Here is a 24,655-nt window from a genome sequence, read left to right as displayed (position 1 = left end):
GGCTGCGGCCAGCGGGCAAGCTTATGCTTTGAATTGCGCCAATTCAGACTGGCTTAAACCGGTCAAGCCGCATATCTGTTGATCAGACAAACCTATGGCGCGCGCATTTTGCACGGTGGCGCGCAACGCTTCCACGCGGCCCAGCTCCTTGCCCTGCGCCAGCCCCTGTTCCAGCCCCTGCGCAAGCCCCTCCTCCAGGCCTTGCGCATGCCCCTGCGAAATCCCGTCGCCATAAGCGGTATCGGCAATGCTTTTCCAGTCGCGGTAATTCTTCAGGCTGGCTTCGTATTCTTTACGCTCAGTGGCCGGCATCTGCACCAATTCGGCAATCTTGAACAATTTGCGGAACACCAATTCATGCCAGCGCGGCGGCATTTCCTGCAAATTGGGCAAATGCCGGAACAGATACAGCCACTGGTCCAGCAAAGTATGCAACTCATCCAGGGTTTTCTTGAAGTTCGGCAGGGTCAGATAAATAAAGGTCAGCTTGTCGTAAAACACCTGGTTTTTCTGATTCTTGAGCTGCACGGTATGGATCACATCGTCCTTGTCGGCGTCATCAAAATTAAAATCCAGAATGCCGATGGAATACACCGCCGCCAGCCGGTAATCCCAATCGCCGCGCTGCGCCTGCTCTTGAATCGGAAAACTGGCGTAAAAAATGCTGCGGTCTTTGAAGAAATTTTGCTTGGCTTTTTGCAACTCGACCAAAAACACCGTGCCATCCGGCGCCTTGCAATGCAAATCCACCACCGCCTTGCGGTCCAGCGCGGTTTTGCCCTGCCACTCGGTGCGGGAAAACTCCAGATCGGCAATCTGGTGGTGCGCCGGCAGCAGGGAATTCAAAAAGCTGATCAGCAAGTCTTTATTCGGCTCTTCACCAAAGACTTTCTTGAAGCCGAAATCAGTAAACAGATTGATGTAGCGTTCAGTCAGCATGGCGGCAACGTGACAAAAGAAGACAAGCGCATTGTACGTCAGCCGCCACCGCTTGTGCATGAGGGCTGAGCTGTACACTCAACGCTGCAAACTCTCCCACACTTTTTGCAAACGCTTGACCGAGACCGGCATCGGCGTTTTCAATTCCTGGGCGAACAGGCCGACCCGCAACTCTTCCAGCATCCAGCGGAAATCCTGCATTTGCGGGTCGCTCGCCGCCTGTTTTTGCGCGCGCCGCCAGGGGTTGGCGACTGACAGCCATTGCGCCATTTGCGTCGCATCGCGCGCCGGGTCGCTGCGTAATTTGTCGATGCGCACGCCTATCGCCTTCAAATAGCGCGGAAAATGGCTGAGCTGGGCATACGCGGTTTCCAGCAAAAAGCGCTTATGCACCAGGCTCTTGAGCTGCTGCTCCATATCCGCATGGCTGTCGGCATGCGCGCGTATGGTTTGCAGCTTTTTCGCCAGCGGGTAAAACTCGGCCAGAATGGTCGCCGTCAAGCGCGCTGTTTCATTCACCAGCAAGCCTAAGCGGGTCTTGGCTTCGTCGCGCCGCTTATTAAATTCACCCTCGTTCAAAGGCAGCGGCTCTTGCATGCAAGCCAGATCCAGCGCGACTTGCATGATGTGGGCTTTCAATTCTTCCTGACTGCCGAGGGACATGAATTGCATGCCCATTTGCTGCAAGCCCGGAATATTCTTTTCCAGATGCTTTAACTGGTCTTTGAATTGCAAGGCAAACAGGCGGCGCAGGCCGGCGCGATGGGTGCGCGCCGCCACTTGCGGATCATCAAACACTTCCAGATCGGCATGCGTTTCTTTATCCACCAGGGCCGGATAGCCAATCAGGGTCAGCTTGCCCTGGCCGATTTCCAGCAATTCCGGCAATTCGCCAAAACTCCAGGCAGTCAGATTGCTGTAATTCACCGGCGTCGCCGGCGCAGCCGATGTTGCAGCCGGTTTGGCTTGCGGCGCAGTTTGCGCAGCCGGCGCGGCTGGCGCAGATGGCTGGGCCGCGTTCGGCTTGGCCCCGCGCCCGCCGGTCAGCGCCAGCAGTTGCGCGCGGCCCTGCTCAGACAAGCCGCTTGAGTCCTGTCCCGCATCCGGCGTGACAGGCACGGATACGGGCGCGGCTTGCGCCTGCGCCAAATCGCTGATGCCCTGCTCCGCCATGCGCTGAAAACTGGCGCGCGCCTGCGCTCCGAATTCACTTTGCAGCGCGGCCAGATTGCGCCCCATTTCCAATTGCCGGCCATGCTCATCAATCACTTTGAAATTCATGAAATGATGGGCTGACAGGGTTTCCGGCTTAAAGTCAGAGAGCTTGACCAGCAAACCTTTTTGTTCGCGCAAATCGTGAATCAGGGCATCCAGCAAAGCACTCTTGCCGAATTGTTCTTCAGTGCGCGCACAAAAGCCGCTGGCGTATTCCGGCAGCGGCACGCAATGGCGGCGCAATTTTTGCGGCAGCGACTTGAGCAGCAAATGCACTTTTTCTTTCAACATGCCCGGCACCAGCCACTCACAACGCTCGCGCTGGATTTGATTCAAGGCATACAGCGGCACGCTGAGCGTGACGCCATCGCGCACGCTGCCCGGCTCGAAGTGGTAAGACAGCGCCAACTCCAGGCTGGCGGCGATAAAGCGTTTAGGAAATAAATCGGTGGTGACGCCCGCAGCTTCATGCCGCATCAATTCATCGCGCACCAGATACAAAAGCTTGCTGTGATGCCGGCTGGCCTGCTTATACCACTGCTCAAAATCGACCGTGGTGCAAATCTCGGGCGGAATATGCTGATCATAAAAGGCTTCAATTAAAGCCTCATCCACCAGCACATCCAGACGACGCGATTTGTGTTCCAGATTTTCAATTTCGCGCACCAGATTCTGGTTGTGCGTAAAGAACGGCAAACGGGTTTCAAACTCGGCCTGCACCAAGGCTTCGCGGATAAAAATTTCGCGCGCATGGCTGGGGTTCAAAGCGCCATAATTGACGCGGCGCTGGCTGTACACCACCAGGCCATACAGGGTGGCCCGCTCGGAAGCACTCACCTGTCCCTGCTTCTTTTCCCAGCGCGGCTCGCCCCAGGATTTTTTGAGCAAATGAGCGCCGACTTTTTCCAGCCATTCCGGCTGAATCTGCGCAATGCAGCGCGCATACAGGCGGCTGGTTTCCACCAATTCCGCAGCCATGACCCAGCGTCCCGGCTTCTTGCTCAGATGCATGCCCGGCCACAAATGGAATTTAATCCCGCGCGCGCCCAGATAATGCGCTTCCTCATCGCTCTTGTAGCCGATATTGCCGAGCAGGCCGGTGAGCAGCGCCAGATGCAATTGCTCATAGGTGGCGGGGGCGGAATTGATATGCCAGCCTTGCTCGCGCACAATCGTCAGCAATTGGCTGTGCACATCGCGCCACTCGCGCAAGCGCAATTGCGACAGGAACTGCTGGCGGCACTGGTCTTGCAATTGGCGATTGGTTTTCTTGTGCTCGACCGCGTTTTCAAACCATTGCCAAATCTTGAGCCAGCTCATGAATTCCGAGCGCTCATCGGCAAACTTTTTATGCGCCTCATCCGCCGCCTGTTGCGCATCCAAGGGACGCTCACGCGGATCTTGCACCGAAAGCGCGGCGGCGATAATCAGCACTTCGTGCAAACAGGCGTTTTCCTGCGCCGCCAAAATCATGCGGCCAACGCGCGGGTCGAGCGGCAGGCGCGCCAGTTTTTTGCCGGTTTCGGTGAGCTGGTTCATTTCATCCAGCGCCCCCAATTCCTGCAGCAATTGATAGCCGTCGGCAATCGCGCGGCCCAGCGGCGCTTCGATGAAGGGGAAGGATTCAATCGCGCTCAAACGCAAGGCGCGCATGCGCAAAATCACCGCCGCCAGAGAGGAACGCAAAATCTCAGGATCGGCAAAGCGCGGGCGCTGGGCAAAATCCTGTTCATCATACAAACGGATGCACACGCCATTCGCAACCCGGCCACAACGCCCGGCGCGCTGATTGGCGGAAGACTGCGCAATCGGCTCGATTTGCAATTGTTCAACCTTGTTGCGATAGCTGTAGCGCTTGACGCGCGCCAGGCCGGTATCGACCACATAGCGGATGCCGGGCACAGTCAGCGATGTTTCCGCCACATTGGTGGCCAGCACGATGCGGCGCGCGCCGGATGGTTTGAAAACGCGCTCCTGCTCTTGCACCGAGAGGCGGGCGAACAGCGGCAAAATCTCGACATGCGGCGGATGGTGTTTGCGCAAGCTTTCTGCGGCTTCGCGAATTTCGCGCTCGCCCGGCAAAAACACCAGCACATCGCCGGAACCCAGGCGGCATAACTCATCCACCGCGTCCACCACGCCATCCATCAAATCGCGCTCGGCGCGCCCGTTGCGCGAAGCGGCTTCCTGCGCCGCCTTGGCCGCCGCCGGCGATTCAATCGGGCGGTAGCGCACTTCCACATCATACAAGCGGCCTGAGACTTCAATCACCGGAGCCGGCTTGCCGTCTTGTGCAAAATGTTCGGCAAAGCGCTGTGCGTCGATGGTGGCGGAAGTGATGATGAGTTTCAAATCACGCCGGCGCGGCAGCAATTGCTTTAAAAAGCCAAGCAGAAAATCAATATTCAGACTGCGCTCATGCGCTTCGTCGATGATCAGGGTGTCATAGTTGCGCAGTTGCGGATCGGTCTGGGTTTCGGCCAGCAAAATGCCGTCCGTCATCAACTTCACCGATGCGCCGGCGCTCAAGGTGTCGGTAAACCGCACTTTAAAGCCGACATGTTCGCCCAGCGGGCTGCCCAACTCTTGCGCAATGCGCTTGGCGGTGGATGAGGCGGCGATGCGGCGCGGCTGGGTGTGGCCGATCAAACCCTGCTTGCCGCGCCCGAGTTCGAGGCAGATTTTAGGCAATTGCGTGGTTTTACCGGAACCGGTTTCACCACACACAATCACCACCTGGTGTTTGCGCAAAGCTTCGCTGATTTCCTGCCGGCGCGCGGAGACCGGCAACTCTTCCGGGAAGGTAATCGGCGGCAGCGGATTGCGCACTGCCGGCGCACGTTCGGGCCGGGGTGTTTTTTGCTGGCCTTCTGCCGTTTCACTGCGCGGCGGACGTGGCGCACGCTGCTCACGCGCTGCGCTGGCCCCGTTCTGGCGCGCAGACTGCGCAGCAGGCGCCGGCGGCGCTTCGCGCGGCGGGCGTGGCCGTGGCGCGGCTTGCGCTGGCGCGGCGGACTCTTGTTTGGCGGTTGCGGGGCGCGCCATCCCGGCGCGCGCGGGTGCGCCGGATGGGGCCGGGCGCACGGGTGGTTTCTGTTTTTGTTCTGACATAGCGTATTCCAAGCGCACGGCATGCGGCCGGCAGCGGTATGGCGCGCGGCATGCGGCGCGGCTTTATTTCCCGCGAGTGGAGCGCAGCGTCGAAACAGAGATTCCCATGGGCGGGCGTTTTTCGGTATGCTGTCGGGTCAGGCGCGGTTTTTGCGCACGAATTATAATGCCAAGCATGGAAAATCCCACCGAATTCGTACAATGGCTGCGCTCCGTCGCGCCCTATGTCCACGCCTTCCGCAATAAGACCTTTGTGGTCGCCTTTCCGGGCGAATTGGTGATGGCGGGCGCGCTGCCGGTTTTAGCGCACGACTTATCCCTCTTGCATGCGCTCGGCATCAAGGTGGTGATCGTGCATGGTTCCCGCCCCCAGGTGGCGGAACAACTCGCGCTGCGCAATGTGCCGGGCCGCTTTGTGAATGGCGTGCGCATCACTGACACCGCCGCCATGGAATGCGCCAAGGAAGCCGCCGGCGAGCTGCGCCTGGATATTGAAGCCGCCTTCAGCCAGGGCTTGCCGAATACGCCGATGGCGCATGCTGCGATCCGCCTTATTTCCGGCAATTTCATCACCTCGCGCCCGCTGGGCGTGATTGACGGCATCGATTACGAGCTGACCGGGGTGGTGCGTAAAATCGCCGCCGACACGATTCACCAGATTCTGGCTTCCGGCAATCTGGTGATGCTCTCGCCGCTGGGTTTTTCACCGACCGGCGAAACCTTTAATCTGACCATGGAAGAAGTGGCCTTGAACGCGGCCATGGCCTTGCATGCGGATAAGCTGATTTTCATCACCGAAACACCGATGATGAGCGACGCCGCCGGGGTCGAAATCCACGAATTATCCTCACACCAGGCTGAGGCAGTATTAAAAGCCGGCTTTTTGCCGGCGGATACCGCGTTTTATCTGCAGCACGCCATCAAAGCCTGTAATAACGGCGTGCCGCGCGCCCATATCATTCCGTTTGCGCAAGACGGCTCCACCCTGCTCGAACTGTTCACGCATGATGGCGTGGGCACCATGATCAGCCATGTGAACCTGGAAAGCCTGCGTCAAGCCACCGTGGAAGATGTGGGCGGGATTATCAAGCTGATTGAACCGCTGGAAGCCGATGGCACCCTGGTCAAACGCGGACGCGAATTGATTGAGCGCGAAATCGAATATTTCTCGGTGATTGAGCATGATCAAGTGATTTTCGGCTGCGCCGCGCTGTATCCGTTTGATGAAGAAAAAATGGGGGAAATGGCCTGCCTCACGGTCAACCCCGAAGTGCAGGCGCAAGGCGACGGCCAGCGCCTCTTGATCCACATCGAAAATCTGGCGCGCGCGCGCGGCTACACCAAGCTGTTTGTGCTGACCACGCGCACTGCCCACTGGTTTATCAAACGCGGCTTTGTGCCGGCCAGCGTGGACGACCTGCCGAAAGACCGGCAGCATATGTACAACTGGCAGCGCAAATCGCTGGTGCTGATCAAAAATCTGTAAATCGCAAAGGAGAAACTATGTCGCGTACTGTGCAATGCATCAAACTCGGACGTGAAGCCGAAGGCCTGGACCGTGCCCCGCTGCCGGGCGAACTGGGTAAAAAGATTTTCGAGAATGTCTCGAAAGAAGCCTGGGCCGGCTGGATCCGTCACCAAACCATGCTGGTGAACGAAAACCGCCTGAACCTGGCCGATGCGCGCGCGCGCAAATATCTGGCCGAACAAATGGAAAAACATTTCTTTGGCGATGGCGCTGATCAGGCTGCGGGGTATGTGCCGCCGACAGCTGAATGAGTTGCATTGCGCATCTGCAGGAAGGCGGCTCAGGCCGCCTTTTTTATTGCTGCAAACGCGCAGAATTCGCCTTACAACCTCACAGCTGGCGCACAACTCCGCTTGCCCTCAGGTTTGCAATACCTCCGCAGCTGCCACAGAAAAATTCAGCTCATCATGCAAGGGCATGGAATCCGCATCAAGACAAAAAATCGGGCAAAAACTTGCCGCAGGCGGCCACAACCATGTCCGAAAACAGCCAGACAAGCCCGCCTTTGCAGGCTAAAGTGTCTGCATCTTTAAGCGGCCTGCGCCGCGCTGAAAGTGTGAGATGAGTGAATTACCTGAGCATGCCGCCTGTTATCGTGCGGTACAGGCGCGTGATGCGCGCTTTGACGGAGTGTTTTTCACCGGGGTGAAAAGCACAGGCATTTATTGCCGTCCGGTGTGCAGTGCGAAAACGCCGGCGGCGGCTTCCTGTGTGTTTTATTCCAGCGCGGCGGCGGCGGAGGAAGCCGGTTTCCGGCCTTGCCTGCGCTGCCGCCCGGAGCGGGCGCCGTTTGCCTGGCGCCAGACGCTGGCGCATGCGCTGTGGCGGCAGATTTGCGCCGGGGCTTTAAATCAAGATGATTTGGAAGGCTTGGCGGCGCGCGCCGGTTTGTCTTCGCGCCAGGTGCGCCGCATTTTGCAGGAAGAATTCGGGGTCAGCCCGGTGGCGCTGGCGCAGACTGCGCGTTTGCTGTTGGCCAAGCAATTGCTGACCGAAACCGGCTTGCCGCTGGCGCAGGTGGCGCTGGCTGCCGGGTTTGGCAGCGTGCGCCGTTTTAACGCCTTGTTTGCGGAACGTTATCAACTCACGCCGGGAGCCTTGCGGCGCAGCGGCGCGGCGCAAAACGATGGCGCAGCCGGGATGTTGCGCTTGCGTCTGTCTTATCGGGCGCCGTTTGATTGGGCGCGCATGCAACCTTATTTGGCGGCACGCACCTTAGGCGGGGTAGAACAAGTCTTGCCGCAAGCCTGGCGCCGCTCGGTTTTGCTGGAGGGACATGCCGGATTTATCCAGGCGCAACCGCTGGAACAAGAATTGGAATTGCAATTAACGTCATCTTTATTGCCGGTGTTGCAGCAGTTGATTGCGCGGGTGCGTGAGCAATTTGATCTGGACGCGAATCCGCCGGCGATTGTGGCGGACTTGGGACGCGACACGCTGCTGGCGCCGCATTTGTGGCCGGGTTTGCGCTTGCCGGGCGGCTTTTGCCGTTTTGAATTGGCCATGCGCGCCCTGCTCGGCCAGCAAGTCAGCGTGGCGGCGGCGACCACCCTGACGCGCCGCTTGATTGCGCGATATGGCCAGGCGCAGACTTTGCCCTGTCCCTGGCCTGAGGAGCAAGCCGCTTTCAGCCATCATTTTCCGGCGCCACAAGCGTTGGCGGCATTGCCGGCGGCGGAATTGGCGCAAATCGGCATTCCGCAAGCGCGCGGCCAAGCTTTGCTGAGTTTGGCGCAATTTGCCGCTGACGGCGGTTTGCGCCGCGTGTATGCCTCGCTGGAAGAGGCTGTCGCTGCGCTGCAGGATTTGCGCGGCATCGGGCCATGGAGCGCGCATTATATTGCGATGCGCGCATTGCGTTTTCCGGATGGTTTTCCGGCCACCGATCTGGTGTTATTAAACCGCTTTGTGCAATTGCGCCAGTTACAGGATTTGAGCAAGTCAGCACAGCTCAAAGCACTGGAAGCGCATGCGCAAGCCTGGCGCCCCTGGCGCGCTTACGCCACGTTCGCGCTGTGGGGCGCTGATTTGTCTCAAGGAGCACAGCAATGAAAAGTTTTTCTCACCGGGTTGCGCTGCAACTCGATTCGCCCTGCGGCCTCATGCAATTGCAAGCCAGCGCGCGCGGTTTATTCGCCTTGCGCTTTGCCCATGAATTTGATGATTTGCCGGCGGCGCGCGCAAGCGATTCCGGCTGGCGCTGGCTGCAGCAAGGCGTACAGGAATTGCAGGAATATTTCGCCGGGCAACGCCAGCAATTCAGCACGGCGCTGGATTTGCAAGGCACCCCGTTTCAGCAAGCGGTATGGGCCAGGGTGGCGGCGATTCCGTTTGGCGCCAGCGCTGCGTATGGCGCAATCGCCAGCCAGCTTGGCCGCCCGGGCGCCGCGCGTGCGGTTGGCGCCGCAAATGGGGACAATCCTCTGCCCTTATTCATTCCCTGTCACCGGGTGCTGGGGGTGAATGGCGCACTGACCGGCTTTCGCGGCGGTCTGCCGAATAAGCGCTGGCTCTTGACGCATGAAGCGCAGCTGTGTGGTCAGGCGCGTTTATTGTGATCTTGTAAATTACGTAAAATCTGCAGGCTGCGCGCGGTGGCGCCGCGATGCGCTTGCGCAAAAGCTTGGGCGGCGGCGCCGCGTTGTACGCATTGCGCCGCATCTTGCAACAAAATTTGCGCGCTTTGCATCAGCTCTGTCACATCGGCCACACGTTGCGCAGCGCCGGCGGCAATCGCCTGCTCACACACCCATTCAAAATTGAAGGTGTGCGGCCCAAACAAGACCGCCTTGCCGAGCGCACAGGCTTCAATCGGGTTTTGCCCGCCCAGCGGCAACAGACTGCCGCCGGTGAACACCAGGTCGGCGGCGCTGCAATACACAAACATTTCGCCCATGCTGTCGCCCAGCAGCAGTTGGCAGGATGGGTCCAGCGCAGCGGCTTGCGCTAAGTCGCCGAGTGCGCTGCGGCGTTGCAAGCGCAGGCCGTGTTGCTGCGCCAGCGCGGCCACTTCGTCAAACCGTTGCGGATGACGCGGCACCAGCAACAGCAGCCAATCCGGGTGCTGGCGTTGCAGCGCGGCAAAGGCCGGCAGCAGGAGCGCTTCTTCGCCTTCTCGCGTGGAGGCGCATAAAAACACCCGGCGCGCGCCGATCAGGCGCTTGAGTTGCGCCCCGGTTTGCAGGCAGGCGGCGGGAATCTCGATATCAAATTTAATACTGCCGCTGATGCTGACCTGGCGCGCGCCCAGGCTTTGCAAACGCTCCGCATCTTGTGCGGTTTGCGCCGCCACGGCGCTCAAGGCCGCATATGCCGGCTGCAACAGCCAGCGCATGCGCTGCGCTTTGCGCACTGAGCGCGCAGACATGCGCGCATTCGCCAACAAGACCGGCAGCCCTTCTTGCCGCGCCACTTGCATCAAATTCGGCCAGACCTCGGTTTCCATTAAGATGCACAGGCGCGGGGCAAAGGTATGCACCAAACGGCGCTGTAAAAAGCCAAGATCGTAGGGCAGCCATATCTGGCGCACCCGTTCGCCATAGCCGGCCAGCAATTCAGCCCCGGCGGCGCGCCCGGTGGCGGTGGTGTGGCTGAGCAGGATGCGCTGCTGCGGATCAGCGTCAAGCAGGGCGCGCAACAGCGGCAGCGCGGCGCGTGTTTCGCCAAGTGACACAGCATGCAGCCAAAGCGCGCCATGATGCGCCCCGGCTTCCTCGCCATACAAGGCCAGGCGTTCCCAGGGGTGGGACAGATAAGCGGGTTCTTTGCGAGCGCGCCAGGCCAGCCGCGCAAACACCAACGGCAACAACAGCAGCCATAGCAGGCTGTACAACATCAAACAGAATCGTTTCATAACACTTCCTGCGCGCCGAGTTGTCGCCAGGCTTGCCAGACTTGCTCCACATCCGGCGGCGCGCCGGCGTCGCCCAGATTGATGCAGCGCGCATCCCAATTTCCTTCGGTTTTCCAGCGCGGGCTGGCGCAATACAATTCCAGCACCGGGCGACGGTAGGCGGCGGCGATGTGGGTCAAGCCGGTATCGACGCCGATGACGGCAGCGGCATTGGCGGCCAGGGCGACGGCTTGCAACATGGATAAGCGCGGCAGGACGCGCGCTTGCGGCATGCCGGCAGCCATGGCCTGTGCTTCCTCCTGTTCAGCCGGGTTGCCCCAGGCCAGCAGGACAGGCCAGGCGCAGCCGGATTGCTGCAGTTTGTGCGCCAGTGCTTGCCAGTGCACGCGCGGCCATTTTTTAGCGGCCCCGGCAGTACCGTGGAAAAAACAGATATACGGGCCTTGCGGCAAGAAGGCGGTATCGACTTGCGGCGCGCGCAACATAAAATCGGCGGGCGGCAAATCGCTTTCGCGCGGCAAGGGGCCAAATGCGGCGGCGGCCATCAGGCGCGCGCGCGCCACTGCATGGGTGCGCGGCGGCAGCACAATGCTGCGGCTGTGAAACAAGCGGGAAATGGCTTCGTAACCCGAACCTTCGCTGGCGTTGCCGAGGCCGATTTTATGACTGGCGCGCGCCAAGCCGAGGATCAAGCCGGTTTTTAACAAACCCTGGCATTCAAATGCGTAATCGTAGTGCTCCTGTTGCAGCGCTTGTTTAAAGGCGCGCATTTCCGCACGGCTGTCGGCTTGCAGCAGGTTTTTGCGCCATCGTCGCAGGGCGTAGGGAATGATACGGCCCACGCCTTGGCACAGGCGCAGCAGATCGACATAAGCTTCTTCCACCACCCAGTCGATGTGCGCGCCGGGGAAGCGCTGCAGCAAATCATGCGCCAGCGGCATGTTGTGCACCACATCGCCCAGCGAGGAGACGCGTATCAGCAGGATCTTCAAGATGGCGCGGCGCGGTGTGGATTAAAACGGCAGCTTGGCGTCCGGGCGCGCAGCCAGAATCACGCGCCGGAAATCGGCTTGAATACGGGTCAATCCGTCTGCGCTTTGCGCTTCAAAACGCAATACCACCACCGGCGTGGTATTTGAGGCGCGCGCCAAACCAAAGCCGTCGCCATATTCCACGCGCAAACCATCAATCGTGATGATTTCCTGCGGATTGGAAAATTCGGCGTGAGCGCGCAAGATTTCAATTAATTGCACATTCTCACCTTCAGCCAAATGCAAATGCAATTCCGGTGTGCTGACCGATTGCGGCAAAGCATTCAAGAGTGCGGAAGGATCGGCTTGGCGCGCCAATATTTCGAGCATGCGCGCGCCAGCGTATAAGCCGTCATCAAATCCATACCAGCGGTCTTTGAAGAAAATATGGCCGCTCATTTCACCGCCGAGCGGCGCGCCGGTTTCACGCAATTTGGCTTTGACCAGAGAATGGCCGGTTTTCCACATCAAAGGCTGGCCGCCGCGCGCGCTGATCCAGGGCGCCAGATGGCTGGTGCATTTGACATCAAACAGAATTTCGCGCCCCGGATGGCGTTGTAATACATCTTCGGCAAATAACATCATTTGGCGATCGGGATAAATGATCTGCCCATCTTTGGTGACAATCCCTAAACGGTCGCCATCGCCATCAAAGGCCAGGCCGATTTCGGCATCGCCAGCGCGCAATGCGGCAATCAAATCCTGCAGATTTTCCGGGTGCGCCGGGTCTGGATGGTGATTCGGGAAATTACCATCAACTTCGCAAAATAATTCCTGCACTTCACAACCGAGCATACGATACAGTTGCGGCGCAAATGCGCCCGCCACGCCATTGCCGCAATCGACTGCGATTTTCAGCGGGCGCGCCAGTTTGATATCGCCGCTGATTCTTTGCAGGTATTCATCGCGAATATCGTATTCACGTTTTTCACCCTGACCGCTGGTGAAATCGCCAGCCACAATACGCTCATACAATGCGGTAATCGCAGCGCCGTGAATCGCTTCGCCGGCCAATACCATTTTGAAACCATTGTAATCCGGCGGATTATGGCTGCCGGTGACCATGATGCCGGATGAGGTCGGTAAATGATGGGTGGCGAAATACACCATCGGGGTGGCGACCACGCCCAGGTCAATCACGTCCACGCCGGCGGCTTGCAGACCTTGCGCCAGGCCTTGCGCCAGATCCGGGCCGGACAGGCGGCCATCGCGCCCGATCACCACACTGGTTTCGCCTTTGGCGCGGGCGGCGCTGCCGAAGGCGCGCCCGATTTGCTGCGCGATCTGCGCATCCAGGGTGCTGCCAACGATGCCGCGAATGTCATAAGCCTTGAAAATGGATTTGGCGAGAGTAAGCATGGTGTGGACCGGGTGATGGAGAGAAGAAAAGCCGCAAAAATACGCGCGTTTGCGCAGCCTGTCAAATCAGCTGGCAAAGCGTTACATGCCGGTTTCAGAAAAAACAAAACCGCAGCCAATGACTGCGGTTGTTGTGATAAACGCCTTTGCTTTATACGCGCAGCGCATCCATGGATTGGCCGGAAGCAACCCATTCCACCACCCATTTCGGCTGGCGGCCACGGCCAGTCCATTGCAGGGAAGCGTTTTCCGGGTGACGGTAACGCACCGGCACTGCGCTGCGAACGCCGGTTGCCGCAGCAGTTGCTGCGCCACGGCCACGCGCGCCGCCTGCGCCGATCAAGTCCTTGAGCGGAATGCCAACGCTGTGCGCAATCGCCAGAATTTGTTCGCGCGCACGCGCCATGTCTTCATGTTCGCGGCGTTTGATTTCAGTTTTCAGCTGGGTTTCCAGGCTGCGCAGGTCTTGCAAAGACAGGTTGGACAGATCAATCATTTATTTTCTCCATAAAAAAGTAATTGGACAGCGCCACGCCAGTCTTGCCGGCGCATAAAAACTGCAAACAAATATTGTTCGCAATTTGCCGCACCCACTCCCGGCGCTTTCCATTTCCCGGTCATTATCACGACCTGCATGCGCAGGCCATTACAGCTTCAAACAGCGTCTCCGGCGAAACAGTCTGCCGGACACTGGCGCATGTCTGGCGCTGCCGCATTCTAGAGGCGCCACATTATACAACACCGTCTGCGTATTCAGCTGCGGGCGGTGCGCCAATATGCGAATCAGGTTTGCAGATAGATGCGCAAACAACATGCGATGCATATGTTTTGCACAAGCAATTTACAGGCCAAATCAGCACATATTCTGCAGCAATCCGGAACTGATTTCCGTATGCGAAACAACTTGTAGCAACATACACCAGCACAGATCAAAATCCAAGGGATTTATATGAAAAAAACCGGGTTTCAGACTATTTAAGGAAACGGGTCACAATTTAATGTGGCAGCCAAGCGACAGCAGGATGTAAGGCGGGATTTTTGTGGAAATCATTGTTTTTTTTGCTGCAACAAATCATTTGCAGCAAATTTAATGCAATTGATTAACTGGATGAATATCCAGTGTTTTATCTTTTTGCACTTGCCAGACAAAATCTTCAATCTCGCCTTGCGGCGTATATTCAGTTACGGCTTCCAACAGAGTCTGACGCAGCAGATTTTGATCTGCATGGTTACAGGCATATTGCAGTTTTTCGAGTATTTGCTCCAATTTCGGCCAGGCAATTTCTTTTTCCTGGGCGCGCATGATCAAAGGGTGGCATGTCCCTTCTGCATTATCCCCGATCAATAATTCTTCATACAGTTTTTCACCCGGACGCAGGCCGACATGAACAATTTCTATGCCATCTGACTGATTTTCATCTTTGAGCTGCAAACCGCTCAAATGCACCATACGGCGCGCCATATCCAGAATCCTGACCGGTTCACCCATGTCCAGTAAAAACACATCGCCGCCCTCGCCCATGGCGCCGGCTTGCAAGACCAATTGCGCGGCTTCCGGGATAGTCATGAAATAACGCGTCATCTCGGGATGGGTGACCGTGAGCGGGCCGCCCTGCTCTATCTGACGCCGGAACAAGGGCACGACCGAGCCTGAACTGCCCAGCACATTGCCAAACCGCACCATGCAAAAACGGGTCTGGCTTTGCTGCCGCGCAAATGCCTGCAACACTAATTCCGCCAGCCGTTTGCTGGCCCCCATCACATTCGTGGGACGCACTGCCTTATCGGTGGAAATCAGGACAAAGGCGGCGACTCCGGCTTGCATCGCCGCGCGTGCAATCGCCAGTGTGCCCAGGGTATTATTGCGCACCCCGGCGACCGGATTATGTTCAACCAGCGGCACATGTTTGTAAGCGGCGGCGTGATACACCGTTTCAATCTCAAACGCGCGCATGATGTTCAGGCACTTTTCCTGTTCCAGCACGGAACCCAGCATGGGCAACAATTCGGTGGCGGCGCTGATTTTGCTCAATTCCTGCTGAATCTGGTACAAGGCGTATTCCGACATTTCCAATAACACCAGGCGACGCGGGTTTTGCCGCAAAATCTGGCGGCATAATTCGGAACCGATGGAACCGCCCGCGCCACTGACCAGCACATTTTTGCCCTGGATGCAGCGGGCCAGCAATTGCGGATCGGGCGCGACCGGATCGCGCCCCAATAAATCTTCAATTTCAATTTCGCGCAATTGCTGTAATTCGCCCGACAGCAGACTGGAGAGTGGCGGCATGACGCGCGTTTTCAAGCGCAGCGGTTCGAGCGCATCAAGAATTTTGCGCTGCTGCGCGCGGCTGAGTGAGGGCATGGCCAGCAAAATTTCTTTAATCTGTTTGCGCTTGACCAAAACCGGCAAATCCTGCGGCGCATAAACGCGCAAGCCGGCGATTTGCGCCCCCTGCAGTTCACGCCTGTCGTCAACAAAAGCAAGCGGGCGATATGTCTGGCCGGCCAGCAAGGCGCCAGCCAATTGTGTGCCGGCTTTGCCCGCACCATAGATGAGTACCGGAATCGCGTCTTCCGCGTCCGGGTCGGCACCGCGTAAAATCAAAAAACGCGCCAGAAAACGGCTTGCCAGCACATACACAATCGCACTGACGGCGTAAATCACCAGCACGCCGCGCGATAATTCATGCACATGGAAAAACGCCGCCACCGCCGCCATCGCCACCACCGAAATGGCGACGCCAAGCATGATCACGCTGACGATTTTATGATCAATGAAACGGATCACGGCGCGATACAGGCCGAGGCGGATGAAAACCGGCGCCGCCAACAAGGGGGCGGCAATGATCAGGCTTTGGTATTGCCGCAGCAACCCGATATGCAAACCGTCATAACGCAACCAGATCGCAAAACAGAAAATGGCGGGCAGCAGGAACAAATCCAGCAACAGCGCCAGCAGTTGCTTGCGAAAACGCGATAAGTTGGACAATGCTTGCATGCCGCCCTCAGTGCGATACCGCATCCCGGCGCAACACGCGGATCACGGTCAGGGCGATGATCTTCAAATCCAGCCAAAAATTCATGCGCTGCAAATACTCGACATCAAATGCAACCTTGTCCGGAATCGCCAACTCATCGCGGCCATTGATTTGCGCCCAGCCGGTTAAGCCCGGCAAAATTTTTTGCACGCCGTGCTCAGTGCGCAAGGCGATCAAATCATCCTGATTGAAAAGTGCCGGACGCGGGCCGACAATGCTCATATCGCCATTCAAGATGCTCCAGAGTTGCGGCAATTCATCCAGGCTGGTTTTACGTAAAAAACCGCCGATTGGCGTGAGCCAGCTGGCCGGGTCTTGCAAGAGATGGGTGGCCAGCGCCGGGGTGTCGGTGCGCATGGTGCGGAATTTTGGCATTTGGAACAGCTGATTATTGCGCCCCACCCGGCTGGACCAATACAAAATAGGGCCGGGCGAAGTGATGCGCACAGCCAGCGCCACCACAATAATCAGAGGCAAAAACAAAAGCATGGCCATGAAGGCCATGCTGAAATCAAACGCTCGCTTCATTCCATCCTTTTCAGGCTTTGGCGCCATCCTGCTGCTGCCATTGGCCGTCATTGTGCGCCTTGACATAGCCTTGCAGAGTGAACACACCTTGCGACCTTAATTCTTCCTGCTTTTTCATCTCTTCATTACGCTCGTAGTTGGCGCGCAGGAGTTTCAAAGCAAGTTTGCGGTACGCAGGGTCGGCGTCATTGAAATATTTAATCAACTCCTCATCATCTGCAATCATTTGTTGCTGATCCTGCAACTGATGCTCCAATTCAGCCATGCGAATCATCAAAAATTGCTGCTCTTCACATGCATCCTGATATTCGCGCTGAACGCTTCTGTGCTCATTCAAAAAATTAAATGCAGCCATCAGCCAAAAACAACCTAAAGTCGCGCGCAAACCGGAGGTACCCACATGGCCAATATAACGCAACATCAAATAAGCCAAAAGCATGCATCCGAACGTACCCAGCAAAAAGGCGGTTGAATCGCCTTTTGGCAGTTTAAGCGAACGCTGCTGGAGATAGCTGAACGGGCCGATTACAACTGTAGGTCGATTAACAAAGCATAATGCAAAATACAACTTCAATAACAGGAGGGTGATGCTCACCACCTGAAAAGGGATAGGAGAAGGTTCTGCGGGATTCAATCTGTAGTAATTCATAAACAGGCCAAACAGCATAGCCAGAATATCATATAAAAACAGATCAAAAATCCCATGGATTTTCTCTTGCCTAAACAAGTACCACATGCCTATCAACGAAAAGCATGAAAGTATTGCGCCGACCACATACCACCAGTGGTCGTTGGGCGCAACATACAGTATTGAGTCGATCACTACATCAAGTGGAAGAATCATTCCCAAGACAAATGCCGGGAGCGCTTTCCGGTACAGCGTGAATGCTCTGTCGATGTTCATAGATACCTGTCTATTTTTAATTATCTAGGCGGAGGATTACCCCCGGGAGTTCCTCCCATCGCTTCAGTTTGGTAATCGATGAAATCAGATTGGGAAAAAACATTAAAATCGATAATATCAAATCCTGCATCACTACCCACGGGCAATACCCCGGTTACTTGCGAAAGTAATAAATCCATACAACGCTCCTATCAGGTTCAAGGGAATATCCATTATATGGGAATTATTTAAAAATTACATCCCGGAAACTTTGCTGGAAAGCGTTTGTTCGCCTTCGCATGGCCACAAACTTGGCATCTCACGCGCTTGCGCCTGCACCAGATCTTCAACCGCCAGCCGATCTTCACGCCGCATGCTGCGCATGGCCGTAACGAGGCGCAATTCCACAGGCGAAAGATTCTCTGATGTATTGGGAACCGGAGGTGGGTTGGTCACCCGCATTTGCTGCATTTGATAGCCGTGCCCATGCTCTAAAATCGCATCCACCAACATCAAACGCACATCCATTGCAGCCGCCCGGAACACACGCAACAGCACAATTTCAGGCATAGTCAGTGCCAACGCCAGCGACTCCGGGGTACTGCTTAATTGTTGCTGCGCTTGGCGCAATGCCCGCTTAACTTGCGGCGGACGCGCCAGGGAAGCCATTTTCGCCACCTCCGCCATTGCGCTGCGCGTCTCGGCATCAAACATTTGCCAAGCCTGCAGCAGCGTGCTCAGACTCTGATCATGCTGAGCCACCTGTTCAAACCAGGTTTGCAATTGCTTATTCAGCACCACATCATTTTGCTGATGCCTTGCGTTTTCATCCATTGCACGCTTGTAGCGCTGCATATTACGCCCGGGTTCAGCCGGCAAAACCGGGCCGCCTGGCAAATATTTCTCCCCATGCCCATGCATAATCCATTCAGCGCGGAAACCTGTGAGGCGCGCCAGCGCCTGGGCATTTTCTGCCGAAATTGACGCCAATTCTCCGCTCGACCACTTCGACACAGCCGCCTGTGATTTCGAGACAGCATCAGCAAGATCACGCTGCCGCCAGCCGGCGCGTAAAATTTCGACGATTCGATGTTTGAGCAAACTGTCCATGCGGGAGATAAGGGTAGAGGCCTGACGCATGCAACGCATTCAGGCAGGGTTTTCACTATTATGCACAACTGGCGAAATAATGGAATCGCAAAAAATATTGCAACACGGAAAATAACGCAAATTATATTACAAACTTTCCACAATTCTGAGCAATTCAACCTTCTTGCATCATGCAATATGAAGTTTTTTGCGGCGCAGCAATATTGATGAAAATTTATTCACACCATGTATGTCTGACTTGTATTTTGACGAATAAACAATCACGCATGCATTGCACGCAAATTGCCAAATCAAGCACCGGGAGAAACCGCCGGTCGCAGCCAAATCGGCGGCGACCGGCGCAAACAAACAATGCTTGAACGCAGTCTGATGGGCGGTCAAACTTCCCGCACCACCATCAAGCCCGCACGCAACCCGATCCGCACATCCGGATTCGGAAACACCACCCGTTCTTCCGCATGTTGCACGGTGTAGCGGTGCGCGCCGTCTTCGGCGATCAAGGCGCCTTGCGGCAGTGCGCTGAAATTTTGCGTCTGCTTGTCAAAGCTCATCTTGAAATCCGCTGAGCGCTTGATGATTTCCTGCGCCAGGCGGTACAGGTGGGCGCTGCATTCAGCCGGCAATTGCAGCGTGCCGCGCAATAAATCCGCCAGCGCGGCGCGCATGGCGTCGAATTGCTGCAAATCATTTTGCCCCAGCACGCCAACGCGGCCCAATTCCAGCGTGCTGCCAGCCGCGCCGCAGTGTTCCGAACTGAAATAACTGTAGGTGCCGGATGGCTGCGGGTTGCGGATAATGGCGCCGATGCCGCCCAGGCTTAAAAAGCGCCACAATGCGCTGCGCGCCTGCTCTTGAATCAGCTCAGGCACGATGGCAAACGCCGGATACAGCGATGGCCGGATCGCGGTGTGCAAATCCAAATGCCAGCGCGCCCCGCTTCTGCCCTCAAAGAAGGCGCGCGTGGCGGCCATCATCTGATCGGCGCGCGCCGCTTCGCTGCTGCCTTCCAGGTCGCCGCGCGCGCTTTTGAACATGCGGTTCAAATCAGCGTCGATGAAGCGTTTGCCGGCGGCGATTGCCGCCACATTGCCGACCACCAGCAAAACATCCGCCGCCAATTGCGGCGCGCCGCTGGAGAGTTCTTCCAGCAGCAGCGCCAGCAATTCCAGCGGCCCGGTTTCGTCGCCGTGCACGCCGACCGAGAGCAAGACCGCCGGCGCGCCGTCCTTGCCGCAGTTGATCTGCAGCATGCCGGGGCCGGCCTGATTGCTGCTCAGGCCTTGTGCGGCAAAGCGGGCGGCAAACCAGTCGAGGTCGCCGCCGGCCAAGGCCGCGACTGCTTGCGGCAGCGTGCTCAAGCCGCCTCCGCCACCCGGTTGGCGGCCTCGGACAAGGCCCAGGCTTGCAGCATCACCTGCGCCAGATCAGCGCCAAACTGCGGCGCGGCCAGGCCCAGGTTTTGCACCATGGCGGCGATGTCCTGATCTTCCATCTTGCCGCTTTGCAGCACATGGTTGAGCAGGCGTTGTTGCGCACGGCGCAGCGCTTGTTGCGCAAAGTCGCGCAACTGGCTTTGTGATTCGCCTTCCGCGCCTTGCTTCAAACCGCGTTCGATCTGAGCGATGCCGCTGGCGCTGCGCAATTCCATGCCGACACGCAGGAATTGCGCCAGATCCATATCCGCCGGACGCTTCACCGACAGCGAGGCAAACAGGAAGCCGGCCACGCCGGAGAGCGCGTCCAGGGCCAGTGCAGCATGCGCATAGGCTTGCGCCACGCCATCCAAGGCCGGCCAGGCGGCGCCGGAGCCGATCAAGCGGTTGAGCAACTCCTGTTCGCCAAACAATTGGCTGAGCTGACTCAAGGCGCTGCTGTCAGAGGTGCTTTGTTGCAGCGCCAGCACGCCTTCGACCATGCCTTTTTGCAGTTGGCGCGAACGTTCATGCACATCCATCGAGACTTGGCGCGGCACGTTCAGGGCGTCGGCGTCGAGCGCGTCGTACAGCGGCGCCAGATTCAGCGCAGCCCAGGCTTGCGCCCAGGCAATCACGACGTGCGGCTGGCTGACTTGGTATTGGGCCGCCAGTTGCGCCACCATCAGCGGGCCGCAACGGTTCACCACTTCATTCGCCAGCACGGTGGCCAGAATCGCATTCGCCAACGGATGTTCGAGCGGGTCGCGCGCAGCCACCATTTGCGCCGGGAAATACGGCGCGAGCAGGGTCGCAGCCCAGTCAGCGGATGTCAGATCCTGTTCCGCCAGGATGCGCTTGAAGCGGTTTTTGACATGCGCCACCACCACCGCCAATTCCGGCGTGGTCAGACCAATGCCTTCAGATTTGCGGCGCGCCAGTTCAACCGCATTCGGCAGTTGCTCCAATTCGCGCGAGAGGGCGCCTTCAGCTTCCAGATCGGCGATCAGGGCGGCGTAGGCGTCCAGCACCATGCCATCGGCTTGCGCCTGCTCTTCACGCACCAGCAAATGGGTTTGCAGGCTGTTGTCGCGCAGCACCAGGCGTTCGATTTCAGCCGTCATCTCGTTCAACAGGGTGTTGCGCTCGGCTTCGCCCAGTTTGCCGGCATTGACTTCGGCGTCCAGCCAAATCTTGGCGTTGACTTCATGGTCGGAGCAATCCACGCCGGCGGAGTTGTCAATCGCATCGGTGAAGATGTGGCCGCCGTGCAGGGCGAATTCGATACGCCCGGATTGGGTCGCGCCCAGATTGCCGCCTTCCGCCACCACTTTGCAGCGCAACTCACGGCCACTGACGCGGATATTGTCATTCGCGCGGTCTTTCACCTGGGCGTGGGTTTCATGGCTGGCTTTGATATAGGTGCCGATGCCGCCGTTGTAGAACAGATCGACCGGGGCCAGCAGGATGCGGTGCATCAGCTCTTCCGGAGTCAGCGCGGTTTCGGCGATATCCAGCGCAGCGCGGATTTCATCGCTCAAATCAATGCTGCGCACGGTGCGCGGATACACCCCGCCGCCTTTGGAGATCAGTTCTTTGTTGTAATCGTCCCAGGAGGAACGCGGCAGCGCGAACATGCGCTCGCGTTCAGCGAAGGAAACCGCGCAATCCGGGTTCGGATCGAGGAAGATGTGGCGATGGTCAAACGCAGCCAGCAATTTCAGATTGCGCGACAACAGCACGCCATTGCCAAACACGTCGCCCGACATATCGCCCACGCCCACCACGGTGGTCGGGGTGGTGTTCATGTCGTGGCCGATTTCGTAGAAATGGCGTTTCACCGCTTCAAATGCGCCCTTGGCGGTGATGCCCAGTTTCTTGTGGTCATAGCCGTTCGAGCCGCCGGAAGCAAACGCGTCGCCCAGCCAGAAGCCACGGCTGACGGCGATGCCGTTGGCGATATCCGAGAAGGTGGCCGTGCCCTTGTCCGCCGCCACCACCAGATACGGGTCATTGCCGTCGTGGCAGACAGTGTTGGCCGGGTGCACCACTTCGCCTTTTTGGCGGTTATCGGTGATGTCCAGCAAACCGCCGATAAACAGGCGGTACACGGCTTCGCCTTCCGCCGCAATCACTTCACGCGCAGCATTTTGCGGCATCATCTTGCAGACAAAACCGCCCTTCGCGCCAGCCGGCACGATCACCGCGTTTTTCACCATCTGCGCCTTGACCAGGCCCAGCACTTCGGTGCGATAGTCTTCCATCCGGTCAGACCAGCGCAAGCCGCCGCGCGCGACCGGGCCGCCGCGCAGGTGCACGCCTTCAAAGCGGCGCGAGAAGACATAAATTTCGCGATACGGGCGCGGCTCCGGCAACCAGCCCAGGGCGCCGCAATCAAATTTGAAAATGATGGTGTCGCCATCGTTTTGGAAATAATTGGTGCGCAGCGTGGCCAGCATCAATTCGGCGATGATGCCCAGAATTTCTTCGGTGTCAGCGTGATCGACATCGGCCAGATTCGATTTCAGCGAGGCAATCGTGGCGTTGCCGGCGGCGCGCGCGGCGTCGTCTGCCGCCGGGTCAAAACGCTGCATGAAGGCGTCCACCAGACGCTTGACATAGCCCGGCTGACGGCGCAGGCAGTCGGCCATATAGCGCACCGAGAAGCGGCTGCCAGCCTGGCGCCAGTAACCCAGATAGGCGCGGATCATTTGCACTTCGCGCGTGCGCAAACCGCCTTCCACCACCAGACCGTTCAAGCGGCCATCTTCGGCGTGGTTGTTAAACAGCTGCGCGAACAGGTCTTCCGCCACACTCTTATCTTCCAGCTTGGCCAGTTTGGCGGCGGAAGGCGCGTCCAGCTGCAGGCTGGTGACATAACGGCGCAACATGCCATTGCCGCTGATCTGGTAGCTGTGCTCGCGGTCGATTTCGACCCCGGCGTTATGCAGCGCCGGCAGGATGTTGGACAGGCTGGGCACGCTGTTGACCGAGTGCAGGCGGATGGTGGCTTTTTCACCAGCGGCGACTTCAATGCGCACCGCTGCTTCTTCGCGATCGCCCTGCGCCAGCGCGGCTTGCAAATCGCGCAGTGCGACTGCCGGCGGGGTCACATTGATGTAGGCCGCCGGCAAAGCGGCGGCGTCCTGGCGCAGACGGCTGCGCAAATTGGCGTCCGGCAGCGCTTCGATCAGCTGCTCAAATTCGCCATGCCAGCCGTCCATCACTTTCAGCAGCGGTTGTTGAATGTCGCTGGCCAAATCGAGCGGGTAGCGGGCGGCGTTGGCGATCAGGTACAGACGCGCCAGCGGGCCATCGGCCACCAGGGTTTGCCAACGCACATCAGAAGCGCCGGAGCTTTCTTTGAGCGCAGCGGCCACGGCTTCGGCCAGATTCGCGCTATAGCGTTCGCGCGGCAGATACACCAGCACGTTCAGGTGGCGCGCATACACGTCGCGCCGCGCAAACACCTTGGTGCGCGGCAGCTTGTACATGGAAACGATGGCGCTGCACACTTCAGCCAGCCATTGCGGGTCGGCTTCCATGGTTTCGGTACGCGGCAGCGAATCCAGAATTTCACGGAATTTTTCAGCGCGGAAACCTTCTTTGCGCACGCCGGCCAATTCCAGCACTTTGGCGACGCGCAGACGCGCCACCGGCAGCTTGGCCACGGCAGTGTTGGTGGCGACGCGGGTGAACAGGCCGACAAAGCAGTGTTCGCCGATGATCTTGCCGGCGCTGTCGGTGTCGCGCACGCCGATGAAATCCAGACGCTGATCGCGGTGCAGGGTGCATTGCACGTCAGCCTTCACCACTGACAAGATGTCTTTGCGTGCGGCCAGGCTTTCGTAGTCGCCCGGAATATTCGCCAGGCAGGCGCCATACACCGGGTGGCTGGTGTCTTGCAATACGCCGATGCGGCTGGGCAGATCGCGCTCCAGCTCACGCGCGCCGGCCACCACGCGGTAGTAGGCGTAGCCAAAGGCTTCAAAGCCTTCGCTTTGCGCCCATTGCAGAAATTCGGCGACTTCAAAGCCTTCGGCGCCGCGCGATTTCACGTCCTGGCCGATGCCTTCCATCAATTCTTTAATCTTGGCGGCGTCGCGTTGCACCACAGCGGCGTCTTGCGCCACCATGCGGATTTGCGCCGACACGGTGTGCAGCATTTCCGCTGCAGCGGTTTCCGCCAACAGCACCAGCACATACGATTCACGCGGGCCATGGCTGTCTTTGACATGGCTGACCGCAGTCAGCTGGCCGGATGCGTCGCGCGTCACGCCCAGCACGGCGTTCAACACGGCGTTGACGCTCAGGCGGCTCTTGCGCAGCGCCATCACCAGCGAATCCACCAGGTAAGGCATGTCGTCATTTTGGATCAACAACGCGCTGGCCTTGCCGCCACGTCCATCGGCATAGCTCAGGCTGTGCACTTGACATGTTTTGCCGGCGCGCAACAGGGTTTGTGCGAAACCGGCGCGCAATACTTCGGCCAGACTGCCGGGAGCGATGCCCTGTAAATCATCCTCATCCAGGGACGTGAGCCAGGTCAGAGTCAAGGCTTGCACCAGCTCCGGTTGATCAGCCGCGCTGCGTTTGATCAATTCCAGGGTTTGATTGCGCAAATCTTGCGGTTGTTGTTCCATCT

At 58.1% G+C, this 24,655-nt stretch carries 17 protein-coding genes; 4 read left to right on the top strand and 13 right to left on the bottom strand.

What is annotated here, in order from left to right:
* Positions 1 to 21: 21 nt before the first annotated feature.
* Both V8J88_RS01680 and hrpA read right to left on the bottom strand, forming a co-directional pair.
* On the bottom strand, positions 22 to 939 hold the full coding sequence (locus V8J88_RS01680) for an Rpn family recombination-promoting nuclease/putative transposase (RefSeq protein WP_338847410.1): 918 nt from the start codon (positions 937 to 939) through the stop codon (positions 22 to 24).
* 78 nt (positions 940 to 1,017) lie between these two features.
* Complete coding sequence (gene hrpA / locus V8J88_RS01675) at positions 1,018 to 5,265, bottom strand: ATP-dependent RNA helicase HrpA (protein ID WP_338847409.1); 4,248 nt, start codon at positions 5,263 to 5,265, stop codon at positions 1,018 to 1,020.
* A gap of 175 nt (positions 5,266 to 5,440) precedes the next feature.
* Between hrpA and argA the strand changes: the two genes are divergently transcribed.
* The 4 genes from argA (at position 5,441) to V8J88_RS01655 (ending at position 9,351) form a co-directional block, all read left to right on the top strand.
* Positions 5,441 to 6,751, top strand: a complete 1,311-nt coding sequence (gene argA, locus V8J88_RS01670) for an amino-acid N-acetyltransferase (protein ID WP_338847408.1) — start codon at positions 5,441 to 5,443, stop codon at positions 6,749 to 6,751.
* A gap of 17 nt (positions 6,752 to 6,768) precedes the next feature.
* Positions 6,769 to 7,044: an oxidative damage protection protein gene (locus V8J88_RS01665; RefSeq protein ID WP_338847407.1), complete on the top strand. Its 276-nt coding sequence runs from the start codon at positions 6,769 to 6,771 to the stop codon at positions 7,042 to 7,044.
* Positions 7,045 to 7,354: 310 nt separating this feature from the next.
* Complete coding sequence (locus tag V8J88_RS01660; RefSeq protein ID WP_338847406.1) at positions 7,355 to 8,845, top strand: AlkA N-terminal domain-containing protein; 1,491 nt, start codon at positions 7,355 to 7,357, stop codon at positions 8,843 to 8,845.
* Positions 8,842 to 9,351: a methylated-DNA--[protein]-cysteine S-methyltransferase gene (locus V8J88_RS01655; RefSeq protein WP_338847405.1), complete on the top strand. Its 510-nt coding sequence runs from the start codon at positions 8,842 to 8,844 to the stop codon at positions 9,349 to 9,351. The genes V8J88_RS01660 and V8J88_RS01655 overlap by 4 nt, the downstream gene beginning before the upstream one ends.
* Here V8J88_RS01655 and waaA read toward each other — a convergent pair.
* The 11 genes from waaA to V8J88_RS01600 form a co-directional block, all read right to left on the bottom strand.
* Positions 9,333 to 10,646, bottom strand: coding sequence for a lipid IV(A) 3-deoxy-D-manno-octulosonic acid transferase (gene waaA, locus V8J88_RS01650; RefSeq protein WP_338847404.1), 1,314 nt, complete (start codon positions 10,644 to 10,646; stop codon positions 9,333 to 9,335). The genes V8J88_RS01655 and waaA overlap by 19 nt on opposite strands.
* Positions 10,643 to 11,638, bottom strand: coding sequence for a lipopolysaccharide heptosyltransferase I (gene waaC / locus V8J88_RS01645; RefSeq protein WP_338847403.1), 996 nt, complete (start codon positions 11,636 to 11,638; stop codon positions 10,643 to 10,645). Before waaC ends, waaA begins: the two co-directional genes overlap by 4 nt.
* A gap of 21 nt (positions 11,639 to 11,659) precedes the next feature.
* On the bottom strand, positions 11,660 to 13,036 hold the full coding sequence (locus V8J88_RS01640) for a phosphomannomutase/phosphoglucomutase (RefSeq protein ID WP_338847402.1): 1,377 nt from the start codon (positions 13,034 to 13,036) through the stop codon (positions 11,660 to 11,662).
* A 151-nt stretch (positions 13,037 to 13,187) separates the two neighbouring features.
* The gene (locus tag V8J88_RS01635) at positions 13,188 to 13,529 is read right to left on the bottom strand and encodes an H-NS histone family protein (protein ID WP_338849983.1); all 342 of its coding nucleotides are present in this window, start codon (positions 13,527 to 13,529) and stop codon (positions 13,188 to 13,190) included.
* Between the two features lie 594 nt (positions 13,530 to 14,123).
* Positions 14,124 to 16,037: a nucleoside-diphosphate sugar epimerase/dehydratase gene (locus V8J88_RS01630; protein WP_338847401.1), complete on the bottom strand. Its 1,914-nt coding sequence runs from the start codon at positions 16,035 to 16,037 to the stop codon at positions 14,124 to 14,126.
* 7 nt (positions 16,038 to 16,044) lie between these two features.
* A complete protein-coding gene (locus V8J88_RS01625; RefSeq protein ID WP_338847400.1) occupies positions 16,045 to 16,605 on the bottom strand; it encodes a sugar transferase in 561 nt (186 codons plus the stop codon).
* 10 nt (positions 16,606 to 16,615) lie between these two features.
* Complete coding sequence (locus V8J88_RS01620; protein ID WP_338847399.1) at positions 16,616 to 17,509, bottom strand: hypothetical protein; 894 nt, start codon at positions 17,507 to 17,509, stop codon at positions 16,616 to 16,618.
* 20 nt (positions 17,510 to 17,529) lie between these two features.
* Positions 17,530 to 17,688 (bottom strand): hypothetical protein, encoded by a 159-nt coding sequence (locus V8J88_RS01615; RefSeq protein WP_338847398.1) that lies wholly within the window; start codon positions 17,686 to 17,688, stop codon positions 17,530 to 17,532.
* Positions 17,689 to 17,743: 55 nt separating this feature from the next.
* On the bottom strand, positions 17,744 to 18,628 hold the full coding sequence (locus V8J88_RS01610) for a helix-turn-helix transcriptional regulator (RefSeq protein WP_338847397.1): 885 nt from the start codon (positions 18,626 to 18,628) through the stop codon (positions 17,744 to 17,746).
* 347 nt (positions 18,629 to 18,975) lie between these two features.
* Positions 18,976 to 19,956 carry a succinylglutamate desuccinylase gene (locus V8J88_RS01605; RefSeq protein WP_338847396.1) on the bottom strand — a complete coding sequence of 327 codons (981 nt, stop codon included), beginning with the start codon at positions 19,954 to 19,956 and terminating at the stop codon, positions 18,976 to 18,978.
* A complete protein-coding gene (locus V8J88_RS01600) occupies positions 19,953 to 24,653 on the bottom strand; it encodes an NAD-glutamate dehydrogenase domain-containing protein (RefSeq protein WP_338847395.1) in 4,701 nt (1,566 codons plus the stop codon). The genes V8J88_RS01605 and V8J88_RS01600 overlap by 4 nt, the downstream gene beginning before the upstream one ends.
* Positions 24,654 to 24,655: the final 2 nt, after the last annotated feature.

Source organism: Massilia sp. W12, from assembly GCF_037300705.1.
Taxonomy (GTDB): Bacteria; Pseudomonadota; Gammaproteobacteria; order Burkholderiales; family Burkholderiaceae_D; genus JACPVY01.
Note: the sequence above shows the minus strand (reverse complement) of the source record. Positions and strands in the feature narration are given on the sequence as shown.

Coding starts and splice junctions, on each gene's coding strand:
- V8J88_RS01680 (WP_338847410.1), bottom strand. CDS start 939: ATGCTGACTGAACGCTACATCAATCTGTTTACTGATTTCGGCTTCAAG.
- hrpA (WP_338847409.1), bottom strand. CDS start 5,265: ATGTCAGAACAAAAACAGAAACCACCCGTGCGCCCGGCCCCATCCGGC.
- argA (WP_338847408.1), top strand. CDS start 5,441: ATGGAAAATCCCACCGAATTCGTACAATGGCTGCGCTCCGTCGCGCCC.
- V8J88_RS01665 (WP_338847407.1), top strand. CDS start 6,769: ATGTCGCGTACTGTGCAATGCATCAAACTCGGACGTGAAGCCGAAGGC.
- V8J88_RS01660 (WP_338847406.1), top strand. CDS start 7,355: ATGAGTGAATTACCTGAGCATGCCGCCTGTTATCGTGCGGTACAGGCG.
- V8J88_RS01655 (WP_338847405.1), top strand. CDS start 8,842: ATGAAAAGTTTTTCTCACCGGGTTGCGCTGCAACTCGATTCGCCCTGC.
- waaA (WP_338847404.1), bottom strand. CDS start 10,646: ATGAAACGATTCTGTTTGATGTTGTACAGCCTGCTATGGCTGCTGTTG.
- V8J88_RS01640 (WP_338847402.1), bottom strand. CDS start 13,036: ATGCTTACTCTCGCCAAATCCATTTTCAAGGCTTATGACATTCGCGGC.
- V8J88_RS01630 (WP_338847401.1), bottom strand. CDS start 16,037: ATGCAAGCATTGTCCAACTTATCGCGTTTTCGCAAGCAACTGCTGGCG.
- V8J88_RS01625 (WP_338847400.1), bottom strand. CDS start 16,605: ATGAAGCGAGCGTTTGATTTCAGCATGGCCTTCATGGCCATGCTTTTG.
- V8J88_RS01620 (WP_338847399.1), bottom strand. CDS start 17,509: ATGAACATCGACAGAGCATTCACGCTGTACCGGAAAGCGCTCCCGGCA.
- V8J88_RS01615 (WP_338847398.1), bottom strand. CDS start 17,688: ATGGATTTATTACTTTCGCAAGTAACCGGGGTATTGCCCGTGGGTAGT.
- V8J88_RS01610 (WP_338847397.1), bottom strand. CDS start 18,628: ATGCGTCAGGCCTCTACCCTTATCTCCCGCATGGACAGTTTGCTCAAA.
- V8J88_RS01600 (WP_338847395.1), bottom strand. CDS start 24,653: ATGGAACAACAACCGCAAGATTTGCGCAATCAAACCCTGGAATTGATC.